Source organism: Inquilinus ginsengisoli, from assembly GCF_050434925.1.
Classification (GTDB): Bacteria; Pseudomonadota; Alphaproteobacteria; order DSM-16000; family Inquilinaceae; genus Inquilinus; species Inquilinus ginsengisoli_B.
Genome location: NZ_JBNDJK010000001.1, coordinates 3,326,066 through 3,340,897, shown reverse-complemented (window position 1 = coordinate 3,340,897; position 14,832 = coordinate 3,326,066). Strand labels below are relative to the sequence as shown.

Annotated in this window: 16 protein-coding genes; 12 read left to right on the top strand and 4 right to left on the bottom strand. The window is 68.3% G+C overall.

What is annotated here, in order from left to right:
- Positions 1–94: 94 nt before the first annotated feature.
- Both QFZ27_RS15855 and QFZ27_RS15850 read left to right on the top strand, forming a co-directional pair.
- Positions 95–2,470, top strand: coding sequence for a phosphoketolase family protein (locus QFZ27_RS15855; protein ID WP_429227341.1), 2,376 nt, complete (start codon positions 95–97; stop codon positions 2,468–2,470).
- On the top strand, positions 2,470–3,657 hold the full coding sequence (locus QFZ27_RS15850; protein WP_429227340.1) for an acetate/propionate family kinase: 1,188 nt from the start codon (positions 2,470–2,472) through the stop codon (positions 3,655–3,657). The genes QFZ27_RS15855 and QFZ27_RS15850 overlap by 1 nt, the downstream gene beginning before the upstream one ends.
- A gap of 83 nt (positions 3,658–3,740) precedes the next feature.
- Here the strand turns inward: QFZ27_RS15850 and QFZ27_RS15845 are convergent, their stop codons facing one another.
- The 3 genes from QFZ27_RS15845 to QFZ27_RS15835 form a co-directional block, all read right to left on the bottom strand.
- On the bottom strand, positions 3,741–4,373 hold the full coding sequence (locus QFZ27_RS15845; RefSeq protein WP_429227339.1) for a PQQ-dependent sugar dehydrogenase: 633 nt from the start codon (positions 4,371–4,373) through the stop codon (positions 3,741–3,743).
- A gap of 66 nt (positions 4,374–4,439) precedes the next feature.
- The gene (locus tag QFZ27_RS15840; RefSeq protein ID WP_429227338.1) at positions 4,440–5,057 is read right to left on the bottom strand and encodes a DUF7133 domain-containing protein; all 618 of its coding nucleotides are present in this window, start codon (positions 5,055–5,057) and stop codon (positions 4,440–4,442) included.
- A 5-nt stretch (positions 5,058–5,062) separates the two neighbouring features.
- Complete coding sequence (locus tag QFZ27_RS15835) at positions 5,063–5,515, bottom strand: DUF2231 domain-containing protein (protein WP_429227336.1); 453 nt, start codon at positions 5,513–5,515, stop codon at positions 5,063–5,065.
- 193 nt (positions 5,516–5,708) lie between these two features.
- On the opposite strand from QFZ27_RS15835, the gene QFZ27_RS15830 reads away from it, so the two are divergent.
- The 6 genes from QFZ27_RS15830 (at position 5,709) to QFZ27_RS15805 (ending at position 9,917) form a co-directional block, all read left to right on the top strand.
- Positions 5,709–6,704 (top strand): alpha/beta fold hydrolase, encoded by a 996-nt coding sequence (locus tag QFZ27_RS15830; protein WP_429227335.1) that lies wholly within the window; start codon positions 5,709–5,711, stop codon positions 6,702–6,704.
- 126 nt (positions 6,705–6,830) lie between these two features.
- Positions 6,831–7,205 (top strand): avidin/streptavidin family protein, encoded by a 375-nt coding sequence (locus QFZ27_RS15825; protein WP_429227334.1) that lies wholly within the window; start codon positions 6,831–6,833, stop codon positions 7,203–7,205.
- 165 nt (positions 7,206–7,370) lie between these two features.
- The gene (locus QFZ27_RS15820) at positions 7,371–7,592 is read left to right on the top strand and encodes a hypothetical protein (RefSeq protein ID WP_429227333.1); all 222 of its coding nucleotides are present in this window, start codon (positions 7,371–7,373) and stop codon (positions 7,590–7,592) included.
- Positions 7,593–7,603: 11 nt separating this feature from the next.
- A complete protein-coding gene (locus QFZ27_RS15815) occupies positions 7,604–8,491 on the top strand; it encodes an HU family DNA-binding protein (protein WP_429227332.1) in 888 nt (295 codons plus the stop codon).
- A gap of 60 nt (positions 8,492–8,551) precedes the next feature.
- Positions 8,552–9,508, top strand: a complete 957-nt coding sequence (locus QFZ27_RS15810; protein WP_429227331.1) for an ABC transporter transmembrane domain-containing protein — start codon at positions 8,552–8,554, stop codon at positions 9,506–9,508.
- Positions 9,509–9,617: 109 nt separating this feature from the next.
- Positions 9,618–9,917: a putative quinol monooxygenase gene (locus tag QFZ27_RS15805; protein WP_429227330.1), complete on the top strand. Its 300-nt coding sequence runs from the start codon at positions 9,618–9,620 to the stop codon at positions 9,915–9,917.
- Positions 9,918–9,921: 4 nt separating this feature from the next.
- On the opposite strand, the gene QFZ27_RS15800 is transcribed toward QFZ27_RS15805, so the two are convergent.
- Positions 9,922–10,344, bottom strand: a complete 423-nt coding sequence (locus QFZ27_RS15800; protein ID WP_429227329.1) for a MarR family winged helix-turn-helix transcriptional regulator — start codon at positions 10,342–10,344, stop codon at positions 9,922–9,924.
- Positions 10,345–10,633: 289 nt separating this feature from the next.
- Between QFZ27_RS15800 and QFZ27_RS15795 the strand changes: the two genes are divergently transcribed.
- The 4 genes from QFZ27_RS15795 (at position 10,634) to QFZ27_RS15780 (ending at position 14,831) form a co-directional block, all read left to right on the top strand.
- Positions 10,634–11,581, top strand: a complete 948-nt coding sequence (locus QFZ27_RS15795) for a substrate-binding domain-containing protein (protein ID WP_429227328.1) — start codon at positions 10,634–10,636, stop codon at positions 11,579–11,581.
- 84 nt (positions 11,582–11,665) lie between these two features.
- Positions 11,666–12,907 carry an urea ABC transporter substrate-binding protein gene (locus tag QFZ27_RS15790; RefSeq protein WP_429227327.1) on the top strand — a complete coding sequence of 414 codons (1,242 nt, stop codon included), beginning with the start codon at positions 11,666–11,668 and terminating at the stop codon, positions 12,905–12,907.
- Positions 12,908–12,921: 14 nt separating this feature from the next.
- Positions 12,922–13,788 carry a branched-chain amino acid ABC transporter permease gene (locus QFZ27_RS15785; protein WP_429227326.1) on the top strand — a complete coding sequence of 289 codons (867 nt, stop codon included), beginning with the start codon at positions 12,922–12,924 and terminating at the stop codon, positions 13,786–13,788.
- Positions 13,785–14,831 (top strand): ABC transporter permease subunit, encoded by a 1,047-nt coding sequence (locus tag QFZ27_RS15780; RefSeq protein WP_429227325.1) that lies wholly within the window; start codon positions 13,785–13,787, stop codon positions 14,829–14,831. Before QFZ27_RS15785 ends, QFZ27_RS15780 begins: the two co-directional genes overlap by 4 nt.
- Position 14,832: the final 1 nt, after the last annotated feature.

The window sequence follows — 14,832 nt, the reverse complement described above, 5'->3', positions numbered from 1 at the left end:
CAACGGAGCCCAGTCCTCGTCGGCGGAGCAGGAGCGCCGGCGCGCACCGAAACCCGTCACTCCCATCGGCAACGGCGTTGAGGAGACATTCGGCATGTCGCCAGACATCAAGGATCCGGACCTCGCCAAGCTCGACGCCTATTGGCGCGCGGCGAATTACCTGTCGGTCGGGCAGATCTATCTGCTCGACAACCCGCTGCTGGAGCAGCCGCTGGCGATCGGGCACATCAAGCCCAGGCTGCTCGGCCATTGGGGCACGACGCCGGGGCTGAATTTCATCTACGCCCATCTCAACCGGGTGATCGCCCGCGACGACCTGGACATGATCTTCATCTGCGGTCCTGGCCATGGCGGGCCGGCGGTCGTCGCCAACACCTATCTCGAAGGCATCTATTCCGAGATCTATCCGGAGATCCGGCAGGATCGGGAAGGCATGCGCCGGCTGTTCCGGCAGTTCTCCTTCCCCGGCGGCATCCCCAGCCATGCCGCGCCGGAGACGCCGGGGTCGATCCATGAGGGCGGCGAGCTGGGCTATGCCCTGGCCCATGCCTATGGCGCCGCCTTCGACAATCCGGAGCTGATCGTCGCCTGCGTCATCGGCGACGGCGAGGCCGAGACCGGGCCCCTCGCCGCCTCCTGGCACTCCAACAAGTTCCTCAATCCGAAGACCGATGGCGCGGTGCTGCCGATCCTGCATCTGAACGGCTACAAGATCGCCAACCCAACCATCCTCGGCCGCATGACCGACGAGTCGCTGCTGCGGCTGTTCCAGGGCTTCGGCTACGAGCCCTATTTCGTCGAGGGCTCGGACCCGGCGCCGACGCATCAGGCGATGGCCGCGACGCTTGACATCGTCATCGACCGCATCCGCGAGATCCGGACCGGCACTCAGGCGGACGGCATGGCCCGGCCGCCCTGGCCGATGATCATCCTGCGCACGCCCAAGGGCTGGACCGGGCCGAAGGAGGTCGACGGGCTGAAGACCGAAGGCTTCTGGCGGTCGCACCAGGTTCCGCTGTCCGGCCTGGCCGACAAGCCGGAGCATCTCGCCCGGCTCGAGGCCTGGATGCGCAGCTATCGGCCGCAGGAGCTGTTCGACGAGTCCGGCCGGCTGGTGCCGGAGCTGCAGGCCCTGGCGCCGCAGGGCGACCGGCGCATGGGCGCCAACCCGCACGCCAATGGCGGAAAGCTGCGCCGGGAGCTGGAGGTCCCCGACTATCGGAGCTTCGCCCTCGAGGTGCCGGAGCCCGGCGGCAGCCACGGCGAGGCGACGAGGGCGATGGGCCAGCTGCTACGCGACGTCATCCGGCAGAACCCGCAGACCTTCCGCCTGGTCGGGCCGGACGAGACCGCCTCCAACCGCCTCGACGCCGTGTTCGAGGTCACCGACCGGGTGTGGATGGAGGACATCCTGCCGGAGGACGTCCACCTGGCGCATGAGGGCCGGGTGATGGAGGTGCTGAGCGAGCATCTGTGCCAGGGCTGGCTCGAAGGCTACCTGTTGACCGGCCGGCACGGCCTGTTCTCCTGCTACGAGGCCTTCATCCACATCGTCGATTCGATGGTCAACCAGCACGCCAAATGGCTGAAGGTGACCCGCGAGCTGGAATGGCGGCAGCCGATCTCGTCGCTGAACTACCTGCTGACCTCGCATGTCTGGCGGCAGGACCACAACGGCTTCAGCCACCAGGACCCCGGCTTCATCGACCACGTCGTCAACAAGAAGGCCGACATCGTCCGCATCTACCTGCCGCCGGACGCCAACACGCTGCTGTGGGTGACCGACCATATCCTGCACACCTATGACCGGATCAACGTCATCGTCGCCGGCAAGCAGCCGTCGCCGCAATGGCTGGATATCGACCAGGCCGCCGCCCATTGCCGGGCCGGCATCGGCCGCTGGGGCTGGGCCAGCAACGAGGGCGACGGCGACCCGGACGTGGTGCTGGCCTGCGCCGGCGACGTGCCGACGCTGGAGGCCGTCGCCGCCGTAGCGCTGCTGCGCGACCAGCTGCCAGCGCTGCGCATCCGCCTGGTCAATGTCGTCGACCTGATGGCGCTGCAGCCGAAGGAGCAGCACCCGCATGGCCTGCCGGAGGAGGATTTCATCGGTCTGTTCACCCATGACCGGCCGGTGATCTTCGCCTTCCACGGCTATCCGCAGCTGGTCCACCGCCTGACCTACAAGCGCACCAACCACGACAATTTCCATGTCCATGGCTTCCGCGAGGAGGGCACCACCACCACGCCCTTCGACATGGTGGTGCTGAACCAGCTGGACCGCTTCCACCTGGCGATCGCCGCTATGGACCGCCTGCCGCAGCTCGGCGCCGATGCCGACCGCGCCCGCCGCCGGTTCCAGGAGCGGCTGGCCGAGCATCACGACTATGTCCGGCAGCATGGCCGCGACATGCCCGATGTCGCCGACTGGCGCTGGCCGAGCCGCGGCACCGCGGCGCCGTTCGACTGATGCCGCTCGAAATCCTGGCCCTCAACGCCGGCTCCTCCTCGATCAAGCTCGGCCTGTTCGAGGAGCGCGGCGGCAAGGCCATGCGCCGCGCCAAAGCCGTGCTCGACCTGAAGGGCCGGCCGCCGGCGCTGCGGCTGGAGGCGGAGGGCATCTCCGATACGATCGGGATCGGCGCCGCGGATCCGGCTGACCTGCGGGCCGTGCTCGACGGCTGCCTGCAGGTGCTGGACGACCGGCTCGGCCTCGACGGCTTGGCCCTGGCCGGGCACCGGGTGGTGCATGGCGGCGAGGCCTTCACCGGCCCGGTCCGCATCACCGGCGAGGTGCTGGACCAGTTGCAGGCGCTGGTGCCGCTGGCGCCGCTGCACCAGCCGCCAGCGCTGCGGCTGATCGAGGCGATGGGGGCGCTGCGGCCCGGCATCGTCCAGACCGCGTCCTTCGACACCGCCTTCCACTCCGGGCAGCCGGACCAGATGCGCCGTTTCGCCCTGCCGCGACCGCTGCATGACCGCGGCATCAAGCGCTACGGCTTCCACGGCCTGTCCTACCGCTTCATCGCCGAGGCGCTGTGCCGCGACCACCCGGAAATCGCGGCCGGCCGGGTGGTCGTCGCCCATCTCGGCAGCGGCGCCAGCCTCTGCGCCCTCAAGGACGGCGCCAGCGTCGAGACCACCATGGGTTTCTCTGCCCTGGACGGGGTGCCGATGGCGACGCGGCCCGGCGCGCTGGACGCCGGGGTGCTGCTGCACCTGCTGGGCCCGGACGGCATGACGGTCGAGGAGGTCGAGGACCTGCTCTATCACCGCGCCGGGTTGCTCGGCCTGTCCGGCATCAGCGGCGACACCCGCGACCTGCTGGCCAGCTCCGACCCGGCGGCCGGCGAGGCCCTCGACATCTTCACCTTCCGCATCGCCCAATCGATCGCCGGCCTCGCCGTCACGCTCGGCGGGCTCGACGCCCTGGTCTTCACCGCCGGCATCGGCGAGCACCAGCCGGAGATCCGCGCCCGGATCTGCCGGCGGCTGGAGTGGCTGGGTCTCGGCACCGATGACCGGCTCAATGCGAGGAACGCCGGCCGCATCGACGCCTCCGGCAGCGCCGCCCGGATCCTGGTGGTCCCGACGGATGAGGAGCAGATCGTCGCCGATGAGGGGCTGGCGATCCTGCCAGGCCAGGCGAACCGCTGAAGGAAGCGTGGAGCCCGGGCACCGGCCGGCCAAGGGGCTGAGGTCATGACGCCGGTGATGCCTCCTGCTTCAGGAGGCCGCAGCTATTCCGCCGTGACGCGCCACAGAGTGTTGCCGACGTCGTCCGCGATCAGCAGCGCGCCGGATTTGTCGATCGCGACGCCGACCGGCCGGCCGCGCGCCTCGCCATCCGCATTCAGGAAGCCCGTCACCACATCCTGCGCCTTGCCGTTCGGATGCCCGCCGCTGAACGGGACGAACACGACCTTGAAGCCGTTGAACTCACCCCGGTCCCAGCTGCCATGCTCGCCGACGAAGGCGCCGCCTCGGTAAGGCTGGGGCAGCGAGTCCGCCGTGCTGAAGGCCATCCCGAGCGGCGCGACATGCGAGCTTAGCGCATAGTCCGGGACGATCGCCTTCTCGACCAGGTCGGGGCGCTGCGGCTGGACGCGCGGGTCGAGATGCCGGCCGTAATAGCTGTAGGGCCAGCCGTAGAAGCCGCCATCCTTGACCGAGGTCATGTAGTCCGGCACCAGGTTGGGACCCAGCTCGTCGCGCTCGTTCACCACGGTCCACAGCGCGCCGCTCTCGGGCTCCCAGCTCAGCCCGTTCGGGTTGCGCAGGCCGGTCGCGAACAGGCGCCAGCGCCCGGTTTGCCGGTCGACCTCCCAGATCGCGGCGCGGTTCTTCTCCGCCTCCATGCCGTTCTCGGCCACGTTGCTGTTCGACCCGACGCCGACATACAGCAGCGATCCGTCCCGGCTGGCGACCAGGCTCTTGGTTCAGTGATGGTCGATCGGGCCGCCCGGCAGCGGCGTCAGCACCGTACCGGGCGCCGTGATGCTGGTATCGCCGGTGTGGTAGGGAAAGCGCAGGATCGCATCGGTGTTGGCGACATAGAGTTCGCCGCCGACCAGCGCCACGCCGAAGGGCGAGCTGAGATGGTCGATGAAGATGCTGCGCGTCTCCGGCTTGCCGTCGCCATCGGCGTCGCGCAGCAGCGTGATCCGGTTGCTCGGCAGATCGCCGCCGCCCGTCACCAGCGATTCGATCCAGCCGGTCACGATGCTCTTCGGCCGCCGGATCGGTTCGACCCCCGGCGGCTTGGATTCGACCACGAGAACATCGCCGTTGGGCAGGACGGACAGCGAGCGCGGATGTTCGAGGCCGGTCGCCAGGGCCTCGATCTTCAGCCCCTTCGCGACCGTCGGCGCCTCGCCCTGCTTCCAGCCGACGACGGAGGCGAGATGCATCGGCGGGAACAGGTATTGCTGCGGCTCGGGCAGGACGGGGTTGGCGCCGATCTGGCTGCCGGTGTCGAAGTCCTCCTCATTACAGGCCGCAAGGGCAAGCATCGAGGCGGCGGCCAGCGCCAGCGCCGCAGGCCTCAGGGGAAGCAATCCAATCATCGCTGGTCCACTCCCACGCCGTGGCGATAGACCATCGACCAGCCCATCCAGCCGGTGAACAGAAGAATCAGGACGACCGCGGCCGACAGGATCAGCCGCCAGGGGACCACCGAGGTCCAGCCGTCGCGGGTGTGGACCAGCATGTTCAGGGTCGCCAGGACCAGCACGACGACATTGCCGATCGCATGCGGCCAGGCCGGGCGCAGGGCCCGCACCCGGCGGTTGCCCAGGAAGTCGATCAGCCCGGCGATCGCGGCGAGGATGCCGAGGATCACGCCGACCGTGACCAGCCAGGCGGAGAAATCGGCCCACATCATCTCGGCGGTGCGCCAATAGGTGATGTCGGTCAGGAGCGTGCCGACGAAGCAGGTGATCGGCACCGACACGAGCATCACATGGATCGGATGATGGGCGATGTGGGCGGTCGGGCCGAGATCGGCTCTGGTCATCGCAATATCCCGCGGGACTAAGGATGCAGTCCTAGTCCAACGGCGCCCGAGGCTGCGCCGTTCCAGTCGGCCGCGAAGCCCGCGGTTCGAGGAAAGGGAACCCCTCGCCGGCAATGCGATTGAAACGGTGGGTGCGCCCCCGGAGCGCCGGCGGGCAGGCCTTCGATGCAGCCGACCAGCATTGGATCTGATCATGGTTCGACATTCGTGGATCGCCCTGCTTTCGGCGCTCGCAGTGTGCCTTTGCGTCGCCGTCTCACCCGGCCATGCCCAGGACACGCCCGGGCCGCTCCCCTCGCGGACCGGCCTGCCGGCCGATTTCGACACGACCTTTTCCCATCGGTTCGCGGAAGCGAACGGCGTGCGGCTGCATTATGTGATTGGCGGTCCGGCCGATGGCGAACTGGTCGTCCTTCTCCATGGCTGGCCCCAGACCTGGTACACATGGCGGCGCGTGATGCCGGAGCTGGCCAAGGCGGGCTTTCGCGTCGTGGCGGTCGACTATCGTGGTGCAGGCGAGTCGGAACGACCGCTCGACGGCTACGACAAGGCCACCATGGCGGCCGACATCCGGGATCTTGTGCGCCAATTGGGCCCGGCGAAGGTGGATCTTGTCGGCCGCGACATCGGGGTCATGGTCGCCTATGCCTATGCCGCGCAATGGCCGGACGACGTCGCCAGGCTCGCGATGCTCGACGTGCCGGTGCCCGGCACGCGGGTCTGGGACGAGGCGATCCACAAGCCCGATCCGGAGCTCTGGCATTTCGGCCTGCACCAGCAGCGCGACGTCGCCGAGATGCTCGTGGCCGGGCATGAGTATGCGTACATCTCGGACTTCATGAAGAAGCGGCTCGCCGCGCCGATCGCCGACGAGGATCTGGCTCTCTACGCGCGGGCCTATGCCGCGCCCGGGGGGATGCGCGCCGGCTTCGAGCTGTATCGCGCCTTTCCCGAGGACGAACGGCGGTTCAGGGAATTCCTGAAGGCAAAGCTGCCGATGCCGGTCCTGGCGCTCGCCGGCGAGCGGAGCAATGGCTGGAAGGAGCTGGATATGGCCAAGGAGGCTGCCGATAACGTCTCCGGTGCCGTGGCGCCGGAGACCGGGCATTGGCTGCCGGATGAGAACCCGGGCTTCGTCTCCCGGCATCTCATTGCATTCTTTCATGGCCGGGCGGAGAACGCGCAGTAACGTGGCATGGAAGGGCCGTCCCGGCGCCGCGATGGCAAGCCGCCGGGCCGGGGCACAAGCACAACACCGGGAAACCGAATCCAGAAACGGCCTGTTCATCCGGCATCAGGTCACGGAGGTGTCGACATGGCATCCTGGAACGGCACGTGGCGCAACCAGTATGGTTCGATCGTCGTGATCGAGAACGACAGCGACGGCATCATCCGCGGCGTGTTCCGTACCGCCCTGGAGGACAGCAGCTTCTTCGGGCAGGAAGTTCCGATCCATGGCGCAGCTCACGGCGACGTCATCGGCTTCACGGCCGCCGCCAACGGCACGACCGGACCGGCGGCGGTCAGCTACACGGGGCTGCTCAGGGACGGCAAGCTCAAGACGCTGTGGCACACCGTCGCCGACCAGACTCTGAGCGCAGCCGAGGAAGGTGCGCCGGCAAGGATCAGGAAGGTCGGCGCCTGGCGCGCCTTCGGGACCAGCCTGGACACCTTCGAACGCGTCAGCTGATCCGCTCGTCGGGCGGTCTGGCTCGCATCATCGCGAGAGCAGGCGGCGTGCCGCCGCGACCACCTGGCTGGACTATCTCGCTTGGATATGGCGAGGGATCGCGCGACCGGGGGAGGAGGCCGCACATGCGCCCGACGGCCCGGCGGCACGGAGCTGTCTGTCATCGTGGAGGTGGACCCTGCCGAGGATGGAAGCCCCGCGGCGGCCATAGTCCACAACCGGCGTCCAGGAAAGAATTTGCGGCCGAGCGGAACGGAGGCGGCCGGCCGTCCATTCGCTGACTCAGTGATTCTGCTTCAGGAGGCCGATATGGGCCGCGGCATTCTTCTCTGGCTTCTCGGGATTCCGATTCCGGTGATCATCCTCATCCTGCTGCTGTTCCGTTGAGGGAGGGCGACATGGTCGGCACTTATTCCGAATATTCCGAAACGCGCGCCGTCGTCCCGGCTGTGGAGGCGGCAGCCTCCGGCGTGTCCTGGGACGCCGTCTTCGCCGGCGCCGCCGTCGCCACCGCAGTCACCCTGGCGCTGATGGTCCTGGGGGCGGGCTTCGGCCTGTCCATCGTCTCGCCCTGGCCCGGATCGGGCGCCGGCGCCACGACCTTCGCGGTCACCACCGCGATCGGGCTGGTCGTCATCCAGTGGGTGGCCTCCGGCCTCGGCGGCTACGTCACCGGACGGCTGCGGACGCGTTGGACCAGCCTCCACACCGACGAAGTCGCCTTCCGCGACACGGCCCACGGCTTTCTCGCCTGGTGCGTTTCCACTCTGTTCGTGGTTCTGATCCTGGGCGTCGTCACCTACGGCACGGCGTCGACCGGCGTCCAGGCGACGGCGACGGTCGCGTCCGGCGCGGCGCAGGGCGCGACGGCGGCGGCCCCGGCAGCGGTGCCCGCCGACCCGACCGGCTACGCCATCGACCTGCTGTTCCGGCCCGCGCCGGACGCCCAGCCACCGGCAGCCGGCACCACCGATCCGCGTCCGGAGGTGGCGCGGATCCTGGCCAACGCCGTCGCGGCCGGCAGCCTGCCCGCGGCCGACAAGAGCTATCTGGCCCAGCTCGTGGCGCAGCGCACCGGCCTGAGCCAGGCCGACGCGGAGAAGCGGGTCGACGAGATGACGGCCCAGGTCGACGCCGCGGTGGCCAAGGCGCGCGAGACGGCGGATGCCGCCCGCAAGGCCGGGCTTTCGACCGCCTTCACCGCCTTCCTGGCACTGTTGATCGGCGCCTTCATCGCGGCGGTCAGCGCATCGCTCGGCGGCCATCTGCGCGACGACCGGATCTGAGGACACCAACCGCCTCGGCTCCGGCCGAGGCGGCCCTCGGACCTGGCATCGCGGACCACCATGCCTCAGGGCCTTTTCCGCTACATCTGGCGGGTCAGCGCGCGGGACCAGATCCTGCTGTCGCTGCTTGCCATCATGGTCTTCCTGCTCGACCTCGCGCCCCTGGAGCTGCAGCGGCGGATCGTCAATGGCGCGCTGGAAAAGCACGCCCTCGAGCAGTTGATCGTGCTGTCCCTGCTGTATGTCGGCGTCGTGCTGGTCCAGGGCGGCCTCAAGCTCCTTCTGAACATCTATCGCGGATCGGTGACCGAGGCCGCCAACCGGCGGCTGCGGCTGCAGCTGAGCCCATCCGGCGCCGACGGCGGGTCCGGCGAGCCGGACGCCCGCAAGGAAGGCATCGACATCTCGATCATCGTGTCGGAGGTCGAAGCCGTCGGCGGCTTCATCGGCGCCAGCGTCTCGGAGGTGGTTCTGAACGGCGGGCTGCTGATCGCCGTGTTCGGCTACATGGTGGTGCTGGAGCCTTGGATGGCGGCCGTCGCCGCCGTGCTGTTCCTGCCGCAGTTCCTGTTCATCCCGTTCCTGCAGCGGGCGATCAACCAGCGCACCGAGCAGCGGATCAAGGTCATGCGCGGCCTCAGCGTCGAGATCGTCGACGAGGCCGCCGAGCGGCGAGGTCCCCGCGAGACCGGCCGCTATCGACGGCAGGTCGGCGACATCTATCGCCTCAACATGCAGATCTACCGGCGGAAGTTCAGCATGAACTTCCTGATGAACCTGCTGCACCAGATCGGGGTCATCGGCATCCTGTTCGTCGGCGGATGGTTCGTCGTTCGCGGCGAGACCGAGGTCGGGACGGTCGTCGCCTTCATTTCGGGGCTGAACCGGGTCAACGACCCATGGGGAGACCTGGTCAACTACTTCCGCGACATGACCAATGCCCGGGTCAAGTATCGCCTGATCGCCGCCGCCCTCGGCGATCGCGCGATCGACGCCGACGCCGACGCCGCGACATAGCCGATGCCGCGCCACCTCGATCTCCGCTCCGGCCAGCCGGATTCAGTTAATTGAATATTCAATAATTTGAAATTACGATACAGAGGAGAAATCCAGGCACGAGGACAGGATGATCACGATCACGGCGGTCCTGCGCGCGAAACCGGGAATGGAGGCCGAGCTGCAGGCCGCGCTCCTCGCCGTCGCGGCGCATGTCCGGGCCGCGGAGCCCGGCACGGTAGACTTCTTCGTCTCCCGCGACGTCGAGACGCCGGCGGTCTTCACCACCTATGAGCGGTTCCGCGACCGCGCCGCCATGGACACGCATAACGGCTCCGCCGCCGTCGCCGCCTTCTTTGCTACGGCAGAGCCGATCCTGGACGGGAAAGCGACCCTGCACATCTGCGACGAGGTCAGCGCGAAGCGTTGAGACCTTACTCCGCGATCAGGCCGCGCAGGATCTCGGTCAGCCGCGCCAGATCGCCGGGGGAGAGGCGGTCGAGGACGCGCTTCTGCTGCTCGCGGGCATAGCCGCCGATCTTCTCCCACAGCGCCTGGCCGCGCCTGGTCGCGTAGATCAGGACGCGGCGCCGGTCGTTCGGGTCGGGCGCGCGGACCACCAGCGACTGCGCCACCATGCGGTCGATGATCTTGGTCAGGGTCGGTGCCTCGACGAAGACCTGCTCGGCCAACTCGGTCATCGGCCGTCCCTGGCCGTCGGCAAGCAGGCCGAGGACCCGGGACTGCTCGATCGGCACTCCCTGGGGCCGCAGCTTCTCCCTGAGCTCTTCCTCGAATTGACGGTTCACGCCGGCGATGAGGTAGGCCAGCTGGTCTTCCAGGCGTTCTGCCGTCATGCCTATTTAACCATCGAAATTTCATTAGATGAGTTCGGAAGTAAATACGCGGGACAGGTGCGGCTTTCAAGACCGGCAGGATGCGCGGCACGCCGCCGGCGTTGCCCAGAACATGGGCATGCAGGGCCGCCTCGCCGGTTTTTACGGCATGCCGGCCGCAACCGCAGGCCGTCCGGCCCAGGCCGCCGGGCTGGCATGGTCATTGCATTGGATTGTCGACAAACTCGAAGCTGCGCTCGACGGGCGATGCGACACTCCGCCGGCGCGTCCATCCTGCGAGGGATCTGGCGTGAAGATCGGGTTGCTGCTGCCGCGGGACGGGCCGGCCGGCCTGTGGTCCCCGTCGACCGAAGCCAGCGCCGTGCTGGCCGTCGCGGAGATCAACGCCCGCGGTGGCATTCGCGGCCGCCCGATCGACCTGGTCCTCGGCGATGCCGGCGGTACGGTGGCGGAAGCGGCGGTGGCGGCCGACGACCTGATCGCTCTGGACGAGGTCGACCTGGTGGTCGGCATGCATCCCAGCGACATGCGCGAGGCGGTGACGGCCGCGGTGCGCGGCCGCCGCCCCTATCTGTACACCCCACAATACGAGGGCGGCCGGATCGAGGCCGGCGTGACCGCGACCGGAGTCACCGCGGCCGAGCTGCTGCGCCCGGGCCTGCACTGGCTGTCGGAGCAGCGCGGCGCCCGGCGCTTTTTCATCGTCGGCAACGACTATGTCTGGCCGCAGGTGTCGGGCGCCATCGCCCGGGCGCTGATCCGCGACGGCGGCGGCACGCTGGTCGGGCAGAGCTTCCTGCCCTATGAGACGCGAGACTACGACCCGGTCTTCGCGGCGATCCGGCGGACCCGGCCGGATGTGGTGATCCTGCTGCTGGTCGGCCAGGAGGCGATCGCCTTCAATCGCGAATTCGCCGGGGCCGGGCTGGACCGCCACCATCTCCGCTTCGCGCTGGCGACCGACGAGACCGTGCTGTACGGCATCGGCGCCGAGGCCTCGGCCGGCCTCCACGTCACCGCGATCTATCTGGCGACGCTGCGCTCGGCCGGCAATGACGGCTTCCTCGAGCGCTATCACGGCAGCTTCGGCGACCATGCGCCGACCCCGAACGCCTTCTGCCGGTCCTGCTACGACGCGCTGCACGCTTTGGCGGGAAAGCCCCGCCCCGTGCCGCGCCAAGCCGTGCATCTGGCCGAGGCCGACGGGCTCGACTTCCGCGTGATCGCCAGCTTCTGAGCCGGCCGATAAATCTATTGCAATAGCAATAATTGCCGTTTCATATATATCCAATCCAAAAATTAGCGGCAGGAGAGGCGGCACATGCGGATCTCGCGGCGCGACGTTCTGAAGACCACGGCTCTGTCGGCGGCCGGCCTGCTGGCCAGCCCGGCCATCCTGCGGCACGGCGCCCTCGGCGCCGACGACCCGATCCTGGTCGGCAGCCTGCACGACCAGTCCGGCCCGCTCGCGGCCACCGGCGTGCCGATGGTCGCCAGCCTGCAGCTGGCGATCGAGGAGGCGAACGCCGCCGGTGGCCTGCTGGGCCGGCCGCTGAAGCTGGTGCATTACGACACCCAGTCGACGATCCAGATGTACAGCCAGTACGCCCAGCAGCTCGCGCTCAAGGACAAGGTCGCGATCGTGCATGGCGGCATCACCTCGGCCTCGCGCGAGGCGATCCGGCCGATCTTCGACCGGTTCAAGGTGCTGTACTTCTACAACACGCTCTATGAGGGCGGGGTCTGCGACCGCAACATCTTCTGCACCGGCACCACCCCGGCCCAGACGGTCGAGAAGCTGGTCCCCTCGGCGATGAAGAGCTGGGGCAAGAAGGCCTACATCATCGCCGCCGACTACAATTACGGCCAGATCACCGCCAAGTGGATGACCAAATACGTCCGCGACAATGGCGGCGAGGTTCTGTCGACCGACTTCTTTCCGCTGGACGTGACCAATTTCGGCCCGACGATCAGCAAAATCCAGGCCGCCAAGCCGGACATCATCCTGTCGGCCCTGGTCGGCGGCAACCACACCGCCTTCTACCGGCAATGGGCCTCGGCCGGGATGAAGCAGGAGATCCCGATCGCCTCGACCACCTTCGGCCTGGTCAACGAGCAGACCACGCTGGATGCGCAGGAGAGCGACGGCGTCCTCGCCGCCTACGGCTATTTCGAGGAGCTGACGACCCCGGCCAGCACCACCTACGTCAAGAAGCTGAAGGACAAGTTCGGCGCCGACATCCCCTATATCTCCGAGATCGCCGCCGCGACCTATGAGGGCTTCTACCTGTGGCTCGAAGGCGCGAAGAAGGCCGGCTCGCTCGACCGCATGAAGGTGATCGAGGCGCTGGAGACCGGCATCAGCTTCGACGGGCCGACCGGCAAGGTCGTGCTCGACCACGCCACCCATCACGCCACGCGCAACGCCTATCTCGGCAGCGTCAAGGACCGGCACTTCTCGGTGGTCGAGACCTTCGAGCAGCAGCCGCCCGCCGACACCGCGGCGGTCTGCAACCTGATCGACAAGCCGACCGACAACCAGCAATACGTGATCAAGGTCTGAGCGGGGCCGGACCGATGGATCTCGCCGCCATCCTCGCGCTCGACGTCCTGAACGGCGTCGCGTCCCTGATCCTGCTGTGCACCGGCCTGGCGGTCATCTTCGGGATGATGCGCATCATCAACCTCGCCCATGGCGAGTTCCTGATGCTCGGCGCCTACGCCACCGTGGTCTCGACCAATGCCGGGGTGAATGTCTGGGTGGCGATGCTGGTGGTGGCGCCGCTGTTCGTCGGCGCGGTCAGCCTGGTGGTGGAGCGCTGCCTGATCCGCTTCCTGTACGGCAGGCTGGTCGACACCATGCTGGCCACCTGGGGCCTCAGCCTGTTCATCGTCGGGCTGGTGACGACGATCTACGGCAACACCATCCAGGGCGTGCCGACGCCGCTGGGCGGCTTCTCGATCGGCGCCTACCGGTCCAGCCTGTACACCCTGTTCCTGGTGGCGATGGCGGTGCTGCTGCTGGCCGCGGTCTGGGCGGTGCTGCGCTACACCCGGCTCGGGCTGATCGCGCGGGCGACGATGCAGAACCCGAACATGGCGGCCGCCCTCGGCGTCAGCCCGAACCGGGTCTACATGGCCACCTTCGCGGTCGGCGCCGCCATCACTGGCCTGGCCGGCGGCCTCTTGGCGCCGGTCTCCGGCGTGGTGCCGACGATGGGCGCGGCCTATGTCGCCAAGGCCTTCATCACCGTGGTCGGCGGCGGCTCGTCGATCCTGGCCGGCACCGCCTCGGCCGCCGGGCTGTTCGGCTTCATCAACCAGATGGCGGCCTATCTGACCACGCCGGTGTTCGGCGAGGTGACCCTGTTCGTCTCGGCGATCATCCTGATCCGGGTGCTGCCCCAGGGCATCTCCGGCCGCTTCTTCGGGCGCAGCCTATGACCTCGCACCATCTCGCCAAGCTGGCGCAGGCAGCGGCGCTGGCCGCGGCGGTCGCCGCCGTCGTCGTGATGCCGCAGCAGGTCGAGATCTTCGACCTGATGCAGTACACGCTGTTCGCGGCGATGGGCATCCTGGCCCTCAGCCTCGGCTTCATCTGGGGCTTCGGCGGCATCCTGTCCTTCGGCCAGACCGCCTTCTTCGGCCTCGGCGCCTATGCCTATGCCGTCGCCGCGATCAATTTCGGCGACAGCACCGGCGCCGTGGTCCTGGCGGTGCTGGTGCCGGCGGGGTTCGCCCTGGTGCTCGGCTATTTCATGTTCTACGGCCGGATCAGCGACGTCTATCTCGGCGTGATCACGCTGACGGTGACGCTGATCCTGTTCAACCTGATCAACTCCACCGCCGGCGATGAGTACCGCATCGGCACGGCGGCGCTGGGCGGCTTCAACGGCATGCCGTCGATCCCCGGCCTGAACGCGCCGGGCAATCCGGACTACCTGCTCGACCCGGAGGAGCTCTGGTTCGTCACCGGCGGCGCCCTGATCCTGGTCTATGTCCTGCTGCGCCTCCTGCTGGCCAGTCGGTTCGGCCGGGTGGCGGTGGCGATCCGCGAGAACGAGACCCGGGCCGCCCTGCTGGGCTACGACCCGCGGCTGACCAAGCTCGCGGTGTTCGTCGTGGGCGGCGGCGTCGCCGGGCTGGCCGGCTGCCTCTATGCCAATTGGGGCGCCTTCGTCAGCCCGACGATCTTCAGCCTGGCTTTGTCGGCCGAGATCATCATCTGGGTCACGGTCGGCGGCCTGGGCACCCTGATCGGCCCGGTGATCGGCTGCGTCCTGATCCAGTACCTGGTGGCGCAGATCGGCACGCAGCAGACGTTCAACGCCAACCTGGTGTTGGGCGTCATCCTGATCGCCTTCGTGCTGCTGCTGCGCCGCGGACTGGTGCCGACGGTGCAGGATCTCTGCGGCCGGCTGGCCGGCCTGGTCCGCCGCCGCGCCCGGACCGCCGAGAGTATCGGCGCGCTGAAGGAGGCCGAGTGAG

Coding starts and splice junctions, on each gene's coding strand:
- QFZ27_RS15855 (WP_429227341.1), top strand. CDS start 95: ATGTCGCCAGACATCAAGGATCCGGACCTCGCCAAGCTCGACGCCTAT.
- QFZ27_RS15850 (WP_429227340.1), top strand. CDS start 2,470: ATGCCGCTCGAAATCCTGGCCCTCAACGCCGGCTCCTCCTCGATCAAG.
- QFZ27_RS15835 (WP_429227336.1), bottom strand. CDS start 5,515: ATGACCAGAGCCGATCTCGGCCCGACCGCCCACATCGCCCATCATCCG.
- QFZ27_RS15830 (WP_429227335.1), top strand. CDS start 5,709: ATGGTTCGACATTCGTGGATCGCCCTGCTTTCGGCGCTCGCAGTGTGC.
- QFZ27_RS15825 (WP_429227334.1), top strand. CDS start 6,831: ATGGCATCCTGGAACGGCACGTGGCGCAACCAGTATGGTTCGATCGTC.
- QFZ27_RS15815 (WP_429227332.1), top strand. CDS start 7,604: ATGGTCGGCACTTATTCCGAATATTCCGAAACGCGCGCCGTCGTCCCG.
- QFZ27_RS15810 (WP_429227331.1), top strand. CDS start 8,552: ATGCCTCAGGGCCTTTTCCGCTACATCTGGCGGGTCAGCGCGCGGGAC.
- QFZ27_RS15805 (WP_429227330.1), top strand. CDS start 9,618: ATGATCACGATCACGGCGGTCCTGCGCGCGAAACCGGGAATGGAGGCC.
- QFZ27_RS15800 (WP_429227329.1), bottom strand. CDS start 10,344: ATGACGGCAGAACGCCTGGAAGACCAGCTGGCCTACCTCATCGCCGGC.
- QFZ27_RS15790 (WP_429227327.1), top strand. CDS start 11,666: ATGCGGATCTCGCGGCGCGACGTTCTGAAGACCACGGCTCTGTCGGCG.
- QFZ27_RS15785 (WP_429227326.1), top strand. CDS start 12,922: ATGGATCTCGCCGCCATCCTCGCGCTCGACGTCCTGAACGGCGTCGCG.
- QFZ27_RS15780 (WP_429227325.1), top strand. CDS start 13,785: ATGACCTCGCACCATCTCGCCAAGCTGGCGCAGGCAGCGGCGCTGGCC.